The sequence below is a fragment of the Kitasatospora sp. NPDC085464 genome (genome assembly GCF_044541955.1).
Taxonomy (GTDB): Bacteria; Actinomycetota; Actinomycetes; order Streptomycetales; family Streptomycetaceae; genus Kitasatospora.
The window spans coordinates 102,152-122,565 of the sequence record NZ_JBITTM010000033.1 but is presented as its reverse complement, the minus strand read 5'-3'; the positions used below and the strand labels follow the sequence as shown (position 1 = coordinate 122,565).

Annotated in this window: 9 protein-coding genes and 1 pseudogene; 6 read left to right on the top strand and 4 right to left on the bottom strand. The window is 70.8% G+C overall.

Annotated elements, in window-relative coordinates:
• Positions 1–193 precede the first annotated feature (193 nt).
• The gene (locus ACIGG8_RS28035; protein WP_396551586.1) at positions 194–352 is read right to left on the bottom strand and encodes a hypothetical protein; all 159 of its coding nucleotides are present in this window, start codon (positions 350–352) and stop codon (positions 194–196) included.
• Between the two features lie 164 nt (positions 353–516).
• Here ACIGG8_RS28035 and ACIGG8_RS28030 point away from each other — a divergent pair, with 164 nt between their 5' ends.
• The 4 genes and pseudogenes from ACIGG8_RS28030 to ACIGG8_RS28015 all read left to right on the top strand — a co-directional run bounded on the left by ACIGG8_RS28030 (position 517) and on the right by ACIGG8_RS28015 (position 2,692).
• Positions 517–1,002, top strand: a complete 486-nt coding sequence (locus ACIGG8_RS28030) for a replication initiator (RefSeq protein WP_396551585.1) — start codon at positions 517–519, stop codon at positions 1,000–1,002.
• Positions 1,003–1,088: 86 nt separating this feature from the next.
• Positions 1,089–1,283, top strand: coding sequence for a hypothetical protein (locus tag ACIGG8_RS28025; RefSeq protein WP_396551584.1), 195 nt, complete (start codon positions 1,089–1,091; stop codon positions 1,281–1,283).
• Entirely contained in the window at positions 1,280–1,468 is a 189-nt protein-coding gene (locus ACIGG8_RS28020) for a helix-turn-helix domain-containing protein (protein ID WP_396551583.1), read from the top strand. The genes ACIGG8_RS28025 and ACIGG8_RS28020 overlap by 4 nt, the downstream gene beginning before the upstream one ends.
• Positions 1,465–2,692 (top strand): annotated as a pseudogene (locus ACIGG8_RS28015) (tyrosine-type recombinase/integrase). The gene ACIGG8_RS28020 and the pseudogene ACIGG8_RS28015 overlap by 4 nt, the downstream one beginning before the upstream one ends.
• A 151-nt stretch (positions 2,693–2,843) precedes the next feature.
• Here the strand turns inward: ACIGG8_RS28015 and ACIGG8_RS28010 are convergent.
• Both ACIGG8_RS28010 and ACIGG8_RS28005 read right to left on the bottom strand, forming a co-directional pair.
• Positions 2,844–3,413, bottom strand: coding sequence for a suppressor of fused domain protein (locus tag ACIGG8_RS28010; RefSeq protein WP_396551582.1), 570 nt, complete (start codon positions 3,411–3,413; stop codon positions 2,844–2,846).
• Positions 3,410–10,657 carry an RHS repeat-associated core domain-containing protein gene (locus ACIGG8_RS28005; protein ID WP_396551581.1) on the bottom strand — a complete coding sequence of 2,416 codons (7,248 nt, stop codon included), beginning with the start codon at positions 10,655–10,657 and terminating at the stop codon, positions 3,410–3,412. The genes ACIGG8_RS28010 and ACIGG8_RS28005 overlap by 4 nt, the downstream gene beginning before the upstream one ends.
• A gap of 470 nt (positions 10,658–11,127) precedes the next feature.
• Here ACIGG8_RS28005 and ACIGG8_RS28000 point away from each other — a divergent pair, with 470 nt between their 5' ends.
• Positions 11,128–15,408, top strand: a complete 4,281-nt coding sequence (locus ACIGG8_RS28000) for a ricin-type beta-trefoil lectin domain protein (RefSeq protein ID WP_396551580.1) — start codon at positions 11,128–11,130, stop codon at positions 15,406–15,408.
• 296 nt (positions 15,409–15,704) lie between these two features.
• Positions 15,705–19,607 (top strand): beta-N-acetylglucosaminidase domain-containing protein, encoded by a 3,903-nt coding sequence (locus ACIGG8_RS27995; RefSeq protein WP_396551579.1) that lies wholly within the window; start codon positions 15,705–15,707, stop codon positions 19,605–19,607.
• A 114-nt stretch (positions 19,608–19,721) separates the two neighbouring features.
• On the opposite strand, the gene ACIGG8_RS27990 is transcribed toward ACIGG8_RS27995, so the two are convergent.
• A complete protein-coding gene (locus ACIGG8_RS27990) occupies positions 19,722–20,366 on the bottom strand; it encodes an HNH endonuclease (protein ID WP_396551578.1) in 645 nt (214 codons plus the stop codon).
• Positions 20,367–20,414: the final 48 nt, after the last annotated feature.

The window sequence follows — 20,414 nt, the reverse complement described above, 5'->3', positions numbered from 1 at the left end:
CCTCCGGCATTCCCATTACCCCGCAAACGGATTCGGAAGGTCAGAACCACGCTCGAAAAAGCGCACATTACCCATCACTTCTCCCCTCCTCAGCTGCGCGACTCGGCAACCCTGAGCGCGTCCGACAGGGCCTCGGTCAGCCGGCAGGCGAGCCAGCGGTACTCGATGGCCGATTGCACCTTGGCTCCGGGGGTCAGGATGCCCCGGGCGTACTCCAGCACTCCTGACCCATGCCGAGCTGCACGGCTTGGATGCCGTCGGCGAGCGTCGAGATGTAGCCCTTGCCGTCGGTACTCAGGTAGCAAGGGCGTCCGTCCTCGGTGGTCCACGGCAGCAGGCGGGGTCCCGCCATGCCCGACGCCGCTTCGTGCAACTCCCCGCGACGCAGACGGTCCGCGTCGCTCCTCGGCATGCCCACAGTGGATCCCCGGCCTCGGTCGCTGGAACAGGACACGGCGACCGTAACGACCTGACCATCCGCCCAGCTCCCAGGAGATCGGCCAGGGCGCGCTGTCGGTGTTCCGGTTCGGGCGGCAGATCGATGTCCGGCCGATCCGCGGCACGGACCTCGCCGAAGGCGGTCTGGTCACTGAGCGACACGTCGCCGCCTACATCGCCAAGTACGCTACCAAGGACGCCGAGACCACCACCGGCACCCTCGACCGCCGCCTCCGTCTCTTGGCCGAACTCGTCACCCACGACATCACCGACCATGCCCGCCGCATGATCCGCACCGCCTGGCGCCTCGCCACCCACCCCCAGCACGCCCACCTCCGTCTGCGCCAGTGGGCCCACATGCTCGGCTTCCGAGGCCACTTCTCCACCCGCACCCGCCACTACTCCACCACCCTCACCCGCCTCCGAGTCGAACGCACCACCTGGCGAGGCCGCCAAGATGACGCCATCTCTGCCTCGCGCTGCTCGCCCCGGCAGCGGTTGGCCGACACGCCGGTCAAGAACCGGCCGGTGAGGGCCAGCCGGACAGTGACCGGAATGACCTGACCGCCGGTCACACCGACCCCGGCCCCGGTCACCGCACCGGTCACCATGCGAAGGACGGGCGATCCGGCGGGGCGGACACGACTCTGGTGATCTCGCACTGGCAGTACGCGGGAACCGGCCTCCTGCCCGAACTCGCCCACCTCGCTGACCTCCTGGCCGCCACACCGCGCCCCCGGCCCGAGCAACCGAGCCGTCCCCAGCAGGCGCGGCGCGCCGGTGACCCGGCCGGTCACACCACCAACCCGCAGACCACCGCCGTCCAGACAGAGGCGATCGCGTGACCGCCGACGACAAACTCCTCACCGTGCCCGAGGTCATGGCACGCCTGAAGATCAGCTGCTCCACCGTCTACGACCTCATCCGCACCCGGCGACTGGCCTCGATCACCATCGGCCGCGCCCGCCGCATCCGCGCCCACGCCCTGAACGCCCTCGTCCACCACCAACTCGCAGAGGCAGCCCGATGACCATCCACGACAACAACCCCACCACCGGCACCGGCTCGCGAAGGGTCCGCGCCAACGGTGACGGAACCGTTTACCAGCGCAAGGACGGCCGCTGGTAAGCCGCTGGCTACGTCCTCGCCCCCGGCAACACCAGCAAGCGCGTCAGCGTCTAGGCTGGAGAACGGCGCCGTCCACCAGCTCCGCGAGACCACCCACACCCGCTACACCGCCGTCGTCCACCAGTACCTGATACCGGGCCTGGGCCGGAAGAAGCTCGCCAAGCTCACCGCCAAGGACGTCCGGACCTGGCTGAACGAGCTGCGGACCGTCTGCCAGTGCTGCGCACGCGGCATCGACGCCGGACGCGACCCCGAAGCCCAGACGAGCCGCCGCCCGCGCTGCTGCGCCATCGGCGTGTGCTGCCGCAAGCGCCTCTCCCCGCTGACCCTGGCCTACATCCACTCCGTACTCAAGTCCGCCCTGGAGCACGCCGTTCGCGAGGAGGAGATCCCGCGCAACGTGGCCCGGAATGTCCGCACGGGCACACCCCGGCCTCGGCGCTTCAACCCCCTCACTGCCGACGAGGCCCGGCAGTTCCTCGCCGCGGTCCGGGGGCACCGCCTCGCCGCGCTGTTCGAGCTCGCGCTTCGCACCGGGCTGCGCAAGGGTGAACTCCTCGGCCTGCGCTGGGAAGACCTCGACCTCGACGGCGGCACCGCCAGCATCCGCCGCACCCTCCAGCGCACCGCCAGCCGGGGACTGGCCACCCTGCCGACCAAGACCATCAGCTCCGAGCGGCGCATCGCCCTGCCGGCCTCCTGCGTCACCTCGCTCCGCGCGCACCGCGAGCGGCAGGCCAAGGAGCGAGGCCGAGCGGGGGCGGAGTGGCGGGCCAGCGGGTACGTGTTCACGCGGCCGGACGGGCATCCGATCGAGCCCGCGACACTCACGCGGCACTTCAACGCCCTGCTCCGCGAAGCGCACCTGCGGCCGATCCGGTTTCACGACCTCCGCCACTCGACCGCGACCCTGCTCCTGGAGCAGGGCGTCGAACTCGTCGTCATCAAGGAGTTGCTGGGCCACGCCCACATTGGCGTGACCGCGACGGTGTACGCCCACCTCCGGCTCCGCCTCCAGCGCGACGCCATCGACCTCCTCAGCCGCGCTCTCGGCAAACCCTCGAAGCCCGTCAGCGAGCCCCACGACGGTGACGACCCGCCGCCCTGCGCAGCCCCCGTCCGTTGACGTTGCCGTCAACTACTGCCGTCAGGACGGCAAATGGCCCCGCCGGATAGCTATCCGGCGGGGCTCGACAACACTTCCTTGCCTACTCGAAATCAGTTATCCCTCAAGGAGCCAAACTGCAAACTGAGCAAAGCCCGTCAAGGTCTAAATTTCAGACAATCGGATCCCGGTTGAAATCCAAGATATTCACGCCTTTGATATCCATCAGGGATTCGAATTCATCAAGCGTCTCACGCTTGATGAACTCAGCCTCGCTCCGATGGATCGGGAGCAGCCACAAGAATCGCGCCTCTCCGGCCTCCAGGGGTGCCCATTCAAGACCAGGGCCGTAGGGATAGGGAAGGCTGACGAGCAGGTGATCCATACGTGAATCACGCATCCAGGGGCGGCCGATATTGATGACCGACCCAATTTCGAGTCGGTGAGCCTCGAATGAGTGATAGTGACTGACCATTGCCAAGGTTTCAGAGTGACTTTCGTCAGCAAAGGGCGACATGACGAAGAACTCTGCACCTCCAACGGGGCTGAGAAGCGAGCATCCCGCCGTCACATAGACCCATGCCTCACCAGCCCGCTTGGGAAACACGCGGTAGGTTGAGAAGCGTGGAACCCGCTCAAGAATCGGCCCATGATCCCAGGTTGCAGCCTCTACAATGCACCCCTCCCAGAAATCTCGAATGTGGCGCTCCAGAGCGACCAGTCGCTCACTTTCTTCGATCATAGCCCCAGATTCCTTGCAATTGCCTTCGATACCTTTGCCATTTCAGCACCCTGGGACGTTTGACACACCCGACACGCGGTCCCGTTAATGCCGTCATCCCTTGCATATGCCCGACGCTCCGCATTTGTCATGGCAGACCCACCACCGCGATAGTAGTGGAGAACCAGCGGAGGATCATGCTCGGGAACTGGTGCATAACGAGTTCCACTCACCATCGTGGTGCCGCATTCGGGACACGGCTGGCCTTCACCAGCTGCCCTCGCCGCAACGCCAGAAGGACCATTTGTCTGAGAACCACCATAGTGCTTGCTTCGGCTGTAGCGTTCGGTCGCCGTGACGGGGTTTTCCAGATCGTCCACAACACCGTTGGAATCCACTGCAAACCTGGTCTCACCGCAGTTGTGAACCAGGACCGGCGTGGCCCCCGCCAGCACATAGTACGTGTGGAGGAGGTTGACGGTGAGGTTGTGGGTGGTGACGGCGTAGGGGTAGTTGCGGACGGACTGGATGGTGAGGGGGGTGCCGTCGGGCTGGCGAAGTTGCTCGCCGGGGGTGAGTTCGCCGGCGTCGACCCACTGCTGGCGGGTCTCGCTCCAATAGGGGTGGTGATAGGTGGAGGTGATCTTCGCCCGGTCGGCGGCCGGGGGGCCGCGGGGGCTGGCGTCGTCGGTGAGGGTAAGGTCGGTGAAGTCCTTGTCGTCGGGGGTGGTGATGGTCGCGGTGACCGGCTCGGGGTGGGTCTCGCCGGTCTGGGGGTCGGTCGCCATGACGACGTCGCCCTCGTGGATGTCCTCGATGGACTTGAGGCTGCCGTCCCCCATCAGCACCTTGGTACCGGTCGGGAAGCTGTTGCGAACGAGCGAGCAGCTGGCGCCAGCAGATTCGTCGGTTTCCTTGGCTACTGCCTTGCTCTCTGTTCCTGCTGCGTCTGTTGCTGTTTCCTTTGCTGCTTTTTCTTCGGCTGCTTTGGCTGCTGCCTTCTCGGCTGCTCGGGCCTCACTTGCGGCAGTCGTGACGGCGGACAGGGCGGTTTCGGCTTCCTTGGCGGCGTGTTCGCCGCTCCGGATGGCGGTGTAGATCTTGTTGATCTCTTTGTAGATCTTGAGGGCTTCGATACCGGCCTTGAGGGCCTTCGCGAGTTTTCCCCACGGCACCATGTTCAGGGCGGTGTTGATGCAGCCCATGACCGCACCCTTGGTGAAGCAGTCGCGGGCGTCGTTGTAGCCGATCAGGTCACCGACTATGTCGACTACCTTGTTCACGAGTTCATCGCGCTTGCGCTTGTTCACGCGGACGACATGGTCTGCCTCTTCGACGGCCTGCCGGGCCTTCTGCACCTCGGCCGTAGGTTTGTCCACGACGTCGACCTGGGTGGTTTCGCCGTGGGAGTCCGTGTGCCAGCCCGCGCACTCGGAGGCCTGGTCGCAGTCCAGTCGCAGGCCGTTGGCGTCGGACGTGTTGATGGGGCTGTTGTTGGCGTACGCGTAGGCGTTCCACTGCTGCGGATCACCGGGGTCGGTGATGGGGTCGGGGCTGATGAAGCGGCCCGTCCTGGGGTCGTACTCGCGGGCACCGAGGAGGGTGAAGCCGGTGGTCTTCTCCTTGGTGCCGCCGACGAAGCCCTTGTTGCCGGCCCAGACGCCCTCTTCTGGCTGGGTGCCGCGATCGTTGCCGAACGGGTCGGTGGGGCGGCGGACGTGGGCGAGGGTGTCCGCGTCGAACTGGACGCCGTTGGTGCCGTGCGGGTCCGCGCCCTGGTAGGCGAGCGTGGAGGTGCCGCTGGTGGTGGTGCGGGTGATGGAGAGGCCGTTGGGTGCCGCGTAGGAGCGGACGTTGGTGACGGCCTTGGTGGTGGTGTCCAGGGTGAGCTGGTCGGCGCCCAGGTTGAGGGTGACCTTGCCGGGGTCCCGGCGGATCAGCTGGTTGCCGGACACGTCGTACAGGTAACTGGTGGCGCCGCTCTGGCCGGTGCCGGTGATCTGGTCGAGCTTGCCCTGGGCGTTCCAGTTCAGCGTCCGGGTGCCCGGGGTGTCGGTGATCGAGGTGGTGTTGCCCGCAGCGTCGTAGGTGTACGAGGTCACCGCGGTGCCGGCCGGGCCGGTCCGGGTGGACTTCATCAGCGCGTGCGGACCACCGGTGCCGCCGCCCGTCTTCGGGTCGGTGGACGGGGTGTTGGGGCCGGTGCCGAAGGTCTGGGTGGTGGTGACGTCCTTGGTCGCGTCGCCGTCGGTGTCCTTCTGGACCAGCTTGGTGCGGTTGCCGATGAGGTCGTACTCGTACTGCTGCCAGTACGGGGCCGGACCCCCGACGCTCGGCTTTCCGGCGTCCACTGACGGCCCGTCGGTGTTGGCGCAGGCGCCGATGCCCGGGACGCTGGGCTGGGGCCTGGTGGTCTGGGTACCGGTGTCGGTCCAGGCCTGGGTGAGCCGCCCGAGGTAGTCGTGGGTGAAGCACTGCAGGTCGGCGACCTCGCCGTCCTGCGCGTTGCGGGCCGAGGTGACCTGGCCGAGCGGGTTGTAGGTGTAGTCGATGCTGTCGACGTGGGCGGTTTCAGCGGTCTGCTTGTCCAGGACCGAGCGGGTGACCCGGCCGGTGGCGTTGTCGATGGACAGCGTGGCGACCACCTGGGCACCCGCGTCACCCACGGTGGTCTGGTACGGGCGGCCGTACGGGTCGTAGCGGACGTCGGCCACGAAGGTCCTGCCGTCGGAACCGACGGTGCTGGACAGTCCTCCGAACTGACCGACGAGATCGGTGGCGAAGGTCAGCTTCTCCCGACGCATCCCGGCCACCGCCGGCAGAGTCGTCGTGGCCAGACGACCCGCGGGGTCATAGGTGTTGTCGGTCTGGTAGATGCCGGCGAGTCCGCCTTCGACTGCCGGGATGGTCGTCTTCGCGCCGGTCTCGCGGTACCCGATGTCGTAGCCGGTGACCTCCGACGTGTAGGCGGCCCCGCTCACTCCGCCGACGTAGCGGGTGGAGGAGGTCGGCTTGCCCTTGGCGAGGGTGTCGAAGGTCCAGGCTGCGACCTGCTTGGCCGGGTCGACCGCCGCACCCTCGTAGGCCGCGACGGTGCGGCCGAGCAGGTCGGTGGCCGTGGTCGCGCTCTTGCCGCGGGAGTCCGTGACGGTGACGAGGTTCTTGCTGTCGTCGTACGTCGTCGTGCCCGTGCCCGAGTCCGGGTCCGTGCTTTTCACCGGACGGCCCAGCAGGTCGTACTCGTACGTCCACCGGTTGCCGGCCGCGTCCTTGCGCCAGATCTCCTTGCCGTCCGGCGAGTAGCCGTAGGTGGTCTCGTCGTACGCGCCGGTCGGGGTGTTGCTCTTGTACTGGCGCAGGGCGACGGTGTTGCCGCGGGCGTCGGTGATGGTCGCGGAGGCGTAGCCGCCGTCCGGCGGGGTGGTGCGGACTTCGTCGGCGCCGACGAAGTCGGTGTGGGTGCGCCACTGCTCGACACCGTAGGACTGGAATATCGAGTCGGTCGTGCGGCCGAGGCCGTCGAACTTCTGGACGGTCTGGGAGGGGATCTTGCCGTCCGGTTCGACACCGCCGTTGGGCAGGAAGAGCTGGCCGCTGGGCTCCGCCTGGTCGTTGTAGTAGGCGGCGCTGGTCTTGGTCTGCCAGCCGTGCGAGTCGAACAGCGCGTCGGTGATCATGCGGCCGTTGGCACCGGAGGGCGTGCTGGCCTGTGTCTGCCGGACCCGGCCGAGGCCGTCGTAGATGGTGTAGCTGGAGGTGTAGGTCGCCTCGCTGGTCTCCATGTTGCCCATCAGTGCCTGGCTGAGTACCTGAGAGGGCGCGTTGGTTCCGTTGACCGAGTACGAGATCTTGCGATTGGGGCGGTCGGGATACGTCGATCGGTCGTTCCCGGGACTCCAGGAGGCCGCGGCCCGGCCGAGGGCGTCGAAGTCCTGCTCGCTGATCCGGCCGTTCTCGTCCTTGATCTTGAGCGGTGAGCCGCGGCCCACGTCGAGGGTGCTGACGGTCTGCCAGCCCATCGGGTTGGTGTGGGTGATCTGCGTGGGCAGTTGCCCGGTGGCCGGGGAGTACTCGGTCCTGGTCTCGGCGCCGGTCGGGTGGGTGGCGTCGGTGCGGGTCGGGTCGACGGTGCTGACGACGCGGCCGTACGCGTCGAAGCTCGCGCGGGCGGTGGTCCGGTAGACCGGCTTGCCCGCGGTGTCGTAGCGCTCCAGGACCTCGGTGGAGGTCTGCTCGGACTTGGCGCCGGCCTGGCCGAGGGGCAGTCCGTCGAAGTACGCCCGGGTGTCGGCGACGGTGTTGTCCTGGGTCGCGGTCCGGCCGCAGGCGCCCTTGAGGACGAGGGTGCGCGAGGCCAGCTGCGTGGGCGCGCCGCCGGGGCCGGTGGCGTACTCGAAGGAGGTGCAGAGCAGTTGCTCGGGGTGGGTCGGGTCGCCGGTGTCGTAGACGGTCAGCGGACGGGCGAACGGTGTCGAGTCGTACGACGTGGAGCGTTCGCGGGTGCGCCAGCCGTCGGCCAGCTTGTCGTGGTTGGTCACCTTGAGGACGTTGACGGCCCGCGCGGTGATGGCCGGCATGCCGCCGGACTGGGCACGGGTGGCGGTGACCGGGCCGATCCACGGGTCGGAGACCACCGTGGAGAGGACCTCGCCGTTCTCTCCGTTGTAGGTGGCCGAGTCGCGGATGAAGCCGACCAGGGCGTTCTCGTCCTTGATCGTGCCGCCGTGGACGTCGGTCACGGACACCTGACGGGTGCTTCCGTTCCTGAGGACGTCACCGTCCATGCCGCGCAGGAACGTGGCGACCGACTTGGTGCGCGGCGACTCGACGTCGCTGCCGCTGCCGGTGAGGGTCGTGACCGTCGCGTACCCGCGGAACTGGTCCCAGGTGCGGGTCTTCGCGTCGGCCATCTCGGAGTCGTTGCGGTGCCAGGCCGCTCCGCCACCGTAGACGTAGTTCGTCACGACCGCGGGCTGGCCGCCGGCGACCGAGTCCTCCTGGGTGACGGACTGCACGACGATCTTGTTGAACCAGTCGTTCACCGGGTCCGGCGCGCTCTGCCCGGGCAGGTACCACTTGACCGGCATGCACGCCATCGTGTTGCCGTCCTCGGAGGCCGGCATCGTCCCGCCGGCCTCGCGCGAGCACTCCGCGGGCCGGTAGACCACGTCGATCAGACCACCGGTCTCGGTGGTGATCTTCTGGATGCGCGGGCGGTTGTACGGCTCGACCGAGGACGACGTGCCGTCCGGAGCGACGATCTGCCCCTTGACGCGGTTGGCGATCTGCAGCGGCTGGAAGGACACCGCCGGCAGGGTGATCGGCGTCCGGTTGTTGACGCCGGTGTGCTGGACCGAGTCCAGCCAGAGCGACGGGGAGGTGCCGTCGCCCGGGTCCTGGAAGGACTGGTTGAGGGCGAAGGAGTCGACCGGGCGGTACTTGGAGCCGTCCCAGACCTCGGTGTCGATCTTCGTGAGGCGCTTGGTGGTCCAGAAGGTGGGCGAGTAAACGGTGCAGTCACCGGTCGCGTCGCAGTTCTGGTCGACCGGGGTGTCCGGCCACCGCTTGGCGTTGTCCTTCGTCCGCTGGGACGGGTCGCAGCCGAAGTCCTTGTCCGGCAGGCAGCGCTCGGCGGTGCGGAACCACACCTGGGCGGCCGGGTTGGCCTTGCCCTTGGCGGCGATCTGGTCGGGCAGGCGCTGGCCGTAGCCCACCCAGGTCGGGTAGGAGGCCCGCTGGTACTGGGTGCGGGGGCCGTTGCCGTTGTTCTGGCCTCCGCCCTTGACGTAGTAGTTCTGCTCCTGCCCGTACCGGTAGGTGATCAGGTTCTGGTGCGGGTCGACGACGTAGTCCAGCGACCACTGCCAGCCCATCTGGTTCCAGGAGCCGGTGGCCGGCGAGCCGGTCTTCAGGCACGGGTCCTGACCGCCGGGCCAGTAGACCGGCAGGGTGGAGACCGAGTTGGCGGCCTGGTCGGTGCCGTCACCCCCGGGAAGGTGGTTGGCGCCGAAGTAGTACTGGGTGCCGTCGACGGTGGTGATCCGCCAGGCCTCGCCGTTCCAGGCCCCGTTGTTCTGCCCGGTCAGCCGCTCGACCTTGGTGCCGTCCTCGCCCTGCAGGTGCCAGTCGCAGGACTTGTCGTCCTTGACCAGCTGGCCCGCGTGGCCCGCGAGCGAGAGCTGGAGCAGGTCGCCGCCCCAGCACTGGTCGCCCGACTTGTCGATGCCGGCGTCCTTGCAGCCCTTGTAGCCGCGGACGATGGAGCCGGGCTGCCAGTCCCAACCCTCGCCGACCCAGGACGGCTGGGCGTTGGTGGAGGCGGTCCTGCCGTCCACGGCCGAGGAGTCGTAGCCGAGCGAGACGTCGGGGGCCGGTCCGGCCAGGGCGGAGGGCAGCTCGACGGTGTAGCCGTAGGTGAAGTTGCCCGCGTTGGAGCCGGCCTGCCAGGAGGCGGACGGGGTGATCGGGGACGCGGTGAAGTCACCGCTGCTGCCCTTGGCTTCCGCCTCGACGGCGAGTGCCACCGCGGGGGCAGCCGCCGCCGCACCCTCGAAGGCGCCCGAGGCGAAGGACTTGGCGGCCTCGGTGGACGCCTGCGGGACGTCGACCTCGGCCACCAGTCGGCCGGTGGCCTCGTCCCGATGGGTCGGCACCGGGGTGCGCGCCTTGCAACCCGCAGCACCCGGGGTCGTCAGCGCGCATCCGGGCAACTGGACGATCCTGGCCCGCGAGGCCCAGTTGGCACCGGCGTTCTTCGCCCAGGGCTGGACGTCGATCCCGACCTGGACCCGTCCCGCCCGCGCGCCGCCGCCGGTGTCGGTGAGGGCGACCAGCGCACCGGCCACGCCGGCCGCCTTGGCCCGGCCCTGATCGGCCAGGTCGACCTGGAGCGCCGGGGAGCCGTCCTCGGCCGGGGCGGCCGACGCGGTCCGGGCGGACTTCGCGCCGGGGGCCGGGGTGATCCAGACCGGCAGGGAGCCGGCCTGGACCGGCTTCGGGGCCGCGGCCGTCGGCGCCGCGTCGGATGCGGCCGGTGCCGACGACGCCTTGGCGCCGGAACCGTCGAGGACGGCGGTGGCCCTACCGGCCGGCGGACTGGAATCAGCCGGTGGCGCCCACTTCTTTCCCGGGTCGGGCTGGTGACCGGCGACCTTGCCGTTCGTGCCCTTCACGGGGTGGGTCTGCGGCACGGGCGTGTTCGGTGGCACCCAGACCTTGGGTGGATCGGGCGCGTGGGTGACCGCCTCGACCGAGGGGATCGTCACCACCGACATGCAGACGGCTAGGGCGGCCGCGACGGCCACTCTCAGGCTGCGCGGGCGCGTGAACACGCGGACGCGACGAGACAATTGATCCCCCCACAGATCACCGGAGCTCGAATCGGGCCGACCTCTCCGGCCCGGACCTCCGGCACCCTAGGGGCATACGACCTATCCGGAACAGGAAGAGTGCATGATCACGCAGTGTGAGGATCATCACCCGGAGAGCAATGCGTGACCCGCCGTGACAACTCGGACACCCTGTCGACAAAACGCTTTGACAGCGAAGCAAATGTGAAGGCAGCGTGCGGCTGACTTCTGCTCACCTCACCTTCGACGACGGGGTCTTCATGTCGAGGCCAAAACCTCCATCTCGTTCAACTCCCGCACGGAGCAAGAGAATTCGGACATTCGGCGCGGCTCTGCTGCCGCTCTCCTGCACAGCGGTCCTCGCCCTCGGTGCGGGTCTGCTCGCGGTGCCCGGTGTCGCCGCAGCGGCGCCCGCCGACCGCAACCACGGTCCTGCCGACACCTCCTGGCCCACACCTCCGCCGCCTCCGGCCAAGGGACAGTCCGACACCCGCGCGACGCAGACCGCAGCGATCCGCACCGCACAGGCGAAGGCGAAGAGCACCGGGAAGCCGGTCGTCGTCGACGCGTTGACCACGGGGAGCAGCCGGACCACGGCCAACCCCGACGGCACGCTGACCAGCGACTCCTCACCGGTGGCGGAACGGGTCAAGAACGCCGACGGCACCTGGCGCGCCGTGGACGCGACCCTCCGGGCCAACGCCGACGGCACGGTCACGCCGATCGCCGTCCCGTCCGCGCTCACCTTCTCCGGCGGGGGGAGCAGTGTGCTGGCCACCATGACGACCGCGGACGGCAGGAAGCTGTCGGTCAAGGCGCCGTTCGCCCTGCCGAAGCCCGAACTCAGCGGGAGCGACGCGCTCTACCGATCCGTCCTGCCGGACGTCGACCTGGAGCTGAGCGCCACCCCCGTGGGTGGATGGCGGCAGGTGCTGATCGTCCGCACCGCACAGGCTGCCGCCGACCCGAAGATCAAGAAGTTGCACCTCGACACCGTCTCCGAGGGGCTGACCGTCAAGGCGGACGGCAACGGCAACCTCACGGCCGAGGACACCGCCGGCAAGGTGCGTTTCACCGCTCCGGCGCCGGTGATGTGGGACTCCGGCACGGCGGGCACCCCCGTCTCCGCGGCTCAGCCCGGCGCCCCGGCCAAGTCCGCCGGGCAGGCCGGACCAGCGGCGGCACCGGCGGCGGACGGCGGCACGACCGCGGCCGGGTCCGACAGCAAGGCTCCCGGCCCCGGCGCCCGGACCGCACCGATCACCACGACCGTCAGCGGCAGCGGCATCGACCTGGTGCCGGACGCCTCGGTCCTCGGGCAGGGCACCGGTCCCTGGTACCTCGACCCGGGCTGGAACCCCAGCGCCGACAACGGCACCCAGGCCTGGGCGCAGGTGCAGTCGGCCTACCCCAAGACGCCGGAGTACAACGGCACCCAGTACGGCCAGGACAGGCCCGGGTCCGGCTACTGCGGGTACATCGACACCGCCCACCGCTGCGAGAAGGAGGGGAAGGAACGCGCCTACTTCCAGGTCGGCCTGAACCCCGTGTTCTGGGACTCGACCGTGCTGAGCGCCAAGCTCTACGCCACCGTCGCCGAGTCGTCCAGTCCCTCGACGTCCACGCCGATGGGCCTCTACTCGACCGGCTCGGGCAACAACAACCCGATCAACCAGTGGACGCGCTGGGAGGCACAGCCCTGCCCGGAGCCCTCCAGCTGCGCCAAGGTCGGCCTGAACTGGATCCAGGGGGCCGGCGGCAAGGAGTTCGACGTCCTCGCCCAGATGACCCAGGCGGCGCGCGAGCACTGGGGCGGGTGGACCTTCATGTTCACCCCCGACGACGAGACCAACAAGTACTACCACCAGCGGTTCTTGAACAGTCCGCACATCGTCGTCACCTACGACTTCGCGCCCGCCGTCGGCAGCCCCGCCACCAGCCCGACGCCCGGCTTCGCCCGTGACGGCGCCTACAGCCAGTGCCAGACCCCCGGTTCGGGCAACCCGTGGGACAACCCGGGCTGGGTCGGGATCAACACCGACATCAACCTGAGCGTCGACACCTGGTCTCCGACCGGCGAACAGCTCTGGACCACGTTCAAGATCTGGGACGACGACGACAACGGCTCCACCCAGCTCCGCGACACCAACTGGGCGGCGAGCTCCGGTCGCAAGAACGTGAGCGTCGGTTCGCTGACCGACGGGCACCAGTACGGCTGGTACGCCGTCACCGAGGACGGCACGCTCGCCAGCGGGAACTCCCCGATGTGCTTCCTGCGCATCGACCGCACCCCGCCGACCGCCCGGATCACCTCCACGGACTTCCCCGAGTCGGGCACCCTGGGTGGGCACCCCAAGCTCGTCGGCCAGGAAGGCGTCTTCACCCTCACCGGCACCGACCCGGCCCCGGCCGGCGGCGGCCGCTCCTCCGGCCTGGCCTGCGCCCGCTGGACCACGGACCCCGTCCAGGCCGCGGCCACCGGATGGAACTGCACCGACGGCGGCAACGTCGTCAAGATGGACGGCGACGGCAGCGTCCAGCTGAACTACACGCCCTGGCACTGGGGGACCAACTTCCTCTACCTGCAGACCCAGGACAACGCCGGCAACATGTCGCAGCCGGTCGCCTACACCTACTTCGTGCCGGGCAACCCCGCCGCCGGCGACCCGGTGATGGGCGACATCGACGGCGACCGCAAGGGTGACGTCCTGCTGCCGGACGGCACCGGCTCCCTGCGCCTGGTGGGAGCGAACACCGACCCGTACGCGGCCCCGAACACCAAGCCCGCCTCGGCCCCCGGCGCGGCGGGCAACCAGGACTGGAGCACCGTCCAGATCACCCACCGGGGTTCGTTCAGCGGTAGGAATGTCGACGACCTGATCGCACACGCCCCGGGATCCCCCAAGCTCTTCCTCTACACCAACGACGACAGGGCCGGGCACCTCGACGGTCAGGCCGCGAACGAGCTGGGCAAGAGCCGCGCGTGCGCGCTGCCCGATGCCACACCGATCGACTGTGCGACCTACGGCAACAGCGCCGACTGGTCCGCGGTCACCCAGATCGCGGCGTTCGGATCGCCCACGGGAGACACGCCCAGGAACCCCGGGACCGTCAGCGCGGGCCTGCCGCGCTCCTCGTTGCTCTTCGTCGAGCACGGTCGGCTGTGGCTCAACCAGCAGGACACGGTGAAGCACCTCGACGGGCCCGCCGTCCTCCTGTCGGACAGTCAGGACTGGGACCACTACGACCTGATCACCCCCGGCCCGTCCAAGGGCACGAACGTCCCCACGGTCTGGGGCCGGTCGAAGAACGACGGCACCGTCCACACCTACCAGTTGGCCAACGGAAGCGCGCCGGGGACCTTCGACGCTTCCGGCTTCGCCGACCCCACGAAGGGCTGGCTGACCAACGGCGTCGACGCCACGTTGTACCCGAAGGTCGGCTCCAACGGTGACGTCACCGGTGACGGTGTCCCGGACCTCTGGGCCGTCGACACCGACAACCAGCTGGTCGCCTGGGCCGGTGTCGGCGCCAAGGCCGCCGACGTCAACAGCGGTCCGACCGTGACCGGGCTGGAGACGAACCCGGTCGTGCTCGGCAACCTCGACCACCCGGTCGGCAACTGGCTGGCCGCACCCGACGGCGGGAACACCGTCAAGGACGGGCAGAAGCGCACGGACGGGACGGCCTCCGGCGTCGGCTGGGTCGGGGACACCGTGGACGGCCGGGCGGTCACCGTGGGCGCCTTCAGCCCCGGCGAGGGCTCGAACATCACCATGTCGGGCCCGGTGGTCGACACCCGCAAGAGCTTCACCGTCTCCACCTGGGCCAAGGCGGGCCCGGCCGGTGGGGTCGTCGCCAGTCAGGAGATGGTCCACGGCAGCAACTTCATGCTGTACACCGACGGCCCCGGGCAGAACTGGAGCTTCGCCCTGGCGTACGCGGACGACGACAACTGGTCGTACGACTTCACCCGCGTGGTGAACTCCAGTGCCCAGACCCGTCCCGGTGTCTGGACCCGGCTGACCGCTTCCTACGACGCGAACACCGGCATGATGGCGCTTTACGTCGACGGCGTGCTCGCCGGCACCGCCGTCCACAGGGCGAGCGCCGGCCCGCCGCCCTCGGGGCCGTTCACACTCGGCCGTTACCGGTACCAGTCGAAGCCGAGCCCGAGCTTCGACGGCAGCATCAGCAGCACCGCCGTCTACCCGTTCGCGGTGGCACCCACCGCGCCGGGCGTCACCGGCACCGTCCGCTCGGCCGTCAACGGCGGCATGTGCATCGACGACACCGGCGCCGGCACCGCCGACGGCACCGCGATCCAGCTCTACGGCTGCCACGGTGGCCCCTCGCAGCAGCTCTCGCTCGGCAACGACGGCACCCTGCGCGTCATGGGTGGGTGCATCGCCCCGCTGAACGCAGGAACCGGCAACGGCACGCCGCTGGAGTTCCACACCTGCGACGGTACGGCGGCGCAGAAGTGGGTGCCGCTGGCGAACAACGCGCTGTACCACCCGGCCTCGGGCCGTTGCCTCGACCTGCCGCAGTGGCTGGCGACCGACGGCGCCCGGCTCGACCTGTGGGACTGCAGCTACGAGGCGAACGAGCAGTGGAGCGTCCCGATGCTGCGGACGGCTGTGCTGCCCGCTCCGCCGCGTTCCTGACACCGTGTCCTGAGTGGCGAGGCAGGGCCCGCTCCGCCGATCGGCGGGGCGGGCCCCGGGGGGCTTCCGGGGCGGGCTTCGGACAGGATTGGAGGAGGGTTCGAGGAGAGTTCGGGGAGGGGCCCTGGAGGGCCCCGCGAGGGGATGAATCGGGGCAAGCTCGGCATAGCCGTCGACGGCGTTGACACCGGGTTGGGTACCTGGTGGGGTTGCTCGCGTTGTGGTCCTGGCCTGGCGAGGAGGCTCCTGTGCAAGCCCGAGTGTCCGTCGCAGCCGGGCGGCGTCTGAGGTCGCAGTTGGAGCAGAGTCCTGCGTTGCGCGAGGTGCTGCAGCACCCGGCGGCGCTGGCCGCGCGGCGGGCGACGGCGCGGACGTGCCGTCAGCTGGCGCCCAGGACGGCGGACCGGCTGATCGCCGACCTCAAGGGGACGGAGCCGCTGCTGGCCTCGGTGCGGGCGGAGCGCGCGGCCGGGCGTCCCGGGCGGCGGGCGATGCAGATCGCGGCCGGGGTGGCGACCGCCGCGGTGGTCGGCGGGCTGTTGGCCGGGCCGCTGCCGTCGGCGGCGTACGCGGCCACGCCGGGGCCGGACGTGGTGTCCACCGCGCCGCAGACGCCGCTGGGGAGCGTGACCGACCCTCAGGTGTTCCCGCGGCCGCAGGAGAAGACGGTGGCGGGCAAGGCGGTCGTGGTGCCGGGCGCCGTGACGCTGGTGGCCTCGCCGAAGGCGGACATCGGCGCGGTCCTGGCCGTCCGTGAGGTGCTGAACGTCGCCGGGGCGACCGAGGTGACGCCGCAGGCGGACGGCGGGACGCCGGCCGCCGGCTCGCTGGTGGTGTACGTCGGCGGGCCCTCGGAGGGCGCCGACGGCGAGGTGGACCGCGTGCTGCGGCAGCTGAGCGCCGCGGCCGGCGGCAAGGAGGGCACCGCGCCCTCGACCGCGAACCTGCCGGCCGGCGGGTACGTGCTGTCGGCCGGTCAGCTGCCCGCCCAGGGCGGCGGGACGTACGGCGCCGTGGTGCTGGCGGGCACGGACTCCACCGGGACCTTCTACGCCGCGCAGAGCCTGCGCCAGCTGCTCGCCGCCGTGCCGGCCGGGCAGGGGCAGGCGGCGGGCGCGAACGGGCTCGGCCTGCCCGGGATCACGCTGCGGGACTGGCCGAGCGGCGCGCCGGTGCGCGGCACCGCCGAGGCGTTCTACGGCACCCCGTGGACGGCGCAGCAGCGGCTGGACCAGGTCGACTTCCTCGGCCGCTCCAAGCAGAACTTCTACCTCTACGCCCCCGGTGACGACCCGTACCGGCTCTCCCGCTGGCGCAACGCCTACCCGGCCGCGCAGGCGGACGAGCTGCGCGAGCTGGCCGACCGGGCGCGGCGCAACCACGTCACGCTCGGCTACGCGATCGACCCGGGGCAGTCCCTCTGCTTCAGCTCCGGCAAGGACGTGGACGCGCTGGTGGCCAAGCTGGACGGGCTGCGCAAGCTCGGCTTCAGCGCCTTCCAGCTGCAGTTCCTGGACGTCAGCTACGACGAGTGGCACTGCGGCGACGACCGCGACGAGTACGGCACCGGGCCCGCCGCGGCCGCCAAGGCGCAGGCCGAGCTGGTGAAGAAGGTGCAGGACCGGCTGATCGCCCGGAACCCGGGGCTGGCGCCGCTGTCCGTCGTCCCGACCGAGTACCACCAGCAGGGGGCCACGCCGTACCGCAAGGCGCTGGCCGCGGCGCTGCCGGCGAACGTGCAGGTCGCCTGGAGCGGGGTCGGGGTGATCCCGGAGAAGATCACCACCGCTCAGGCCTCCGACACCGCGGACCTGTACGGGCACCCGCTGGTCACCATGGACAACTACCCGGTCAACGACGCCAGCCCGGACCGGCTCTTCCTCGGCGCCTACACCGGGCGCGACCCGGGGGTGGCCACCCGCTCGGCGGTGATGCTGACCGGTGCGATGCAGCAGCCGATCGCCTCGCGGATAGCCATCGCCACGGCCGGCGACTTCGCCTGGAACCCCGTCGGCTACAAGTCGGACGAGTCCTGGCAGGCGGCCGTGCGCACGCTGGCCGGGCCGACCGGCGCCGCCGCGACGCCCGCCGGGACGGCGCTGCCCGCCGTCACCGCGCTGGCCGGCAACAGCATCTCCTCCCCGCTGTCCAAGCAGGAGTCCGGCTACCTGACGCCGCTGCTCGACCGCTTCTGGGCGGCCGCCGAGCCCACCTCCGGCGCGGCACCCGACCTCGCCAGGCTGATAGAGGCCGCCGCCCCGCTGCGGGACGCCTTCGCCGCGATGGCCACCGCCCAGCAGACGCTGGCCGGCACCCCGGCCACCGCCCAGCTGGCCGGCGAGGCCGCGCCGTGGCTGGGCCCGCTGCGCGACTACGGGCTGGCCGGGCAGGCCGCCCTGAACATGCTGCTCGCCCAGCACGGCGGCGACGGCGCGGCCGCCTGGAAGGCCCGGGTGGAGCTCAACCGGCTGCGCGAGCAGCTGGACCGGTCCCCGGCCACCATCGGCGCCGGGGTGCTCGCCCCGTTCCTGGACCGCGCCGTCCGCGCCGCCGACAACTGGGCCGGCGTGGTCAGCGGTGGGGTCACCGCGACCACCACCCTGGGCACCGCCCAGGACCACCTGCCCGCGCTGATGGCCGACGGCGTGGCGGACACCTTCTACTGGAGCTCGGCTCCCCCGCAGCCCGGCGACGCGGTCGGCCTGGACCTCGGCGCGGGCCGCCCGGTGAGCGGCGTGACCGTGCTGATGGGCAGCTGGGGCAACGGCCCGGACGCCCGGACCGCCGTGGACGACTACATCCGCGACGGCGTGCTGGAGTACTCCACCGGCGAGGGCGGCTGGAAGCAGCTCGCCGTCGTCAAGAACCAGAAGACGGTCAGCGCCCAGCTCCCGCCGGGCACGATCGTCCGGGCGGTGCGGCTGCGGGCCACCGCCGCGCAGAAGACCGCCGTCGCGGTGCGCGAGTTCACCGTCACCGCCCCGGACGAGTCCCCGGCGAGCGTCACCGGCGGGCCCGACGCGCTGCCCGGCTCCTCCGCCGCCGCGGTGCTGGACGGCAACCCGGACACCGCGTACCGGGCCGCCAAGGCGCCGACCGCGCAGGACGAGCCGCTGACCGTGGAGCTCGGCGCCGCCCGCCCGCTGGACCGGCTCACCGTGCTGACCGACCCGGGCGTGCGCGCCACCGCCACCGTCGCGGTGCGCCGCGCCGACGGCACCTGGGCGGACATCGGCACCGTGGTGCCCGGCTACAACGAACTGCCGGCCGGCGGGCAGGTGGCCGACGCGTTCCGGCTGACCTGGCGGCCCGGCGGCGACCCGCCGGTCGTCAACCAGGTGATCCCCTGGTACGCGGACGCCCCGGCGGCCCGCCTCAGCCTGTCCGACCCCGCCATGGACGTGGTCACCGGCGCGGCCGCGCCGGTCAAGACCCAGGCCACCGTGGAGGCCGGCCGCCCCGAGGGCACCACCGGGGAGCTGCGGGCCGAGGTGCCGGTCGCCGCCAAGGGCCTGACCGTGACCCCGGCCGGCCCGGTGACCGTGCCGCGCGGCGGCCGGGTGGGCGTGCCGCTGCAGGTCGCCGCCGCGCCGGGCACGCCGTCCGGGACGTACCAGGTGCCGGTGCAGTTCGTGTCCGGGGCGACCAGCGTCAAGCAGGTGCTCCAGGTGCACGTGGTGCCGCCGACCGGCGGGCCGGACCTGGCCCTCGGCGCCAAGGCCACCTCCTCGGGCGACGAGACGTCGAACTTCCCGGCCTCGGCGGTCACCGACGGCGATCCGAAGAGCCGTTGGTCCTCGCCGGCCAAGGACGACGCCTGGGTGCGGTTGGAGCTGCCGCAGGCGACCCGGCTGGGCGCGGCGGTGCTGCACTGGCAGGCCGCGTACGCCGCGGCGTACAAGATCCAGGTCTCGGCGGACGGGACCTCCTGGACGGACGCGGCGACGGTGGACAACGGCAAGGGCGGCGACGAGACGGTGCGCTTCGACGCGCCCGGCGTCCGGTTCGTCCGGGTCCAGGGCGTGGCGCGGGCGACGAAGTACGGCTACTCGCTGTGGGGCGTCGAGCTGTACGCGGTGACCCCGCCGGCCCAGCCGCAGCCGCCGGCCGGCCAGCCGGGGCAGCCCGCTCAGCCGGGTCAGCCGGGTGGTGCGCCGGCCGCTCCCGCGACTCCTCCGGCGACGCCCGCGAAGCCGTAGCCGGCCGCGGGCCCCGAGAACGCGGCGGGCCGCCGTGCTCCCCGCTGCGGGGGGCGCGGCGGCCCATGAGGCGCGTACCGACGGTGTGACGGGCGGGCCCTTGTGTCGCTGGGGTCAGGCGGAGAGCGGTTCGGGCTGTTCGCCGCGGCGGACGGGGGCGGGGTGGGCGCCGTGCGCCCGGCCGATCGGTACCGAGTGGTTGGGCTCGGTATGGTCGTGGTGCTCGTACTCGCCCCACTGCGGGGCGCGCAGCTGGTCGCCGCCGCCGTAGGGTTCCAGGTAGGGGCGCCAGCGCGGGTCCTTGATGCCGGTGCCGATGATCCGCCAGGCGAGTCCGCTGGGCGGTGCGGGTGGGCGCTTCATCCGCCACCCGAGTTCGGTGAGGTGACGGTCGGCCTTGGTGTGGTTGCAGCGGCGGCAGGCTGCCACCACGTTGTCCCACCGGTGCTGGCCGCCCCGGCTGCGCGGGATCACGTGGTCGACGCTGGTGGCGGCGGCCCCGCAGTAGACGCAGCGGCCGTGGTCGCGGGCGAACAGCGCCCGGCGGGTGAGCGGGACGGGCCCGCAGAACGGGACCCGGACGAAGCGGGTCAGACGGACGACGGACGGCGCCGGAAGGGCGCTGGTGGCGCTGTGCAGAGTGACTCCCGTGTCCTCCAGGCTGACCGCCTTGTGGTTGAGGACCAGGATGAGTGCGCGGCGCATCGATACGACGCCGAGTGGCTCGTAGGACGCGTTGAGGACCAGGACATGCGGCACGGATGCCTCCTTGGACGCCTGCGGCGCGTGGCTCGCGCCGGGACGAGC

Coding starts and splice junctions, on each gene's coding strand:
- ACIGG8_RS28035 (WP_396551586.1), bottom strand. CDS start 352: ATGGCGGGACCCCGCCTGCTGCCGTGGACCACCGAGGACGGACGCCCT.
- ACIGG8_RS28010 (WP_396551582.1), bottom strand. CDS start 3,413: ATGATCGAAGAAAGTGAGCGACTGGTCGCTCTGGAGCGCCACATTCGA.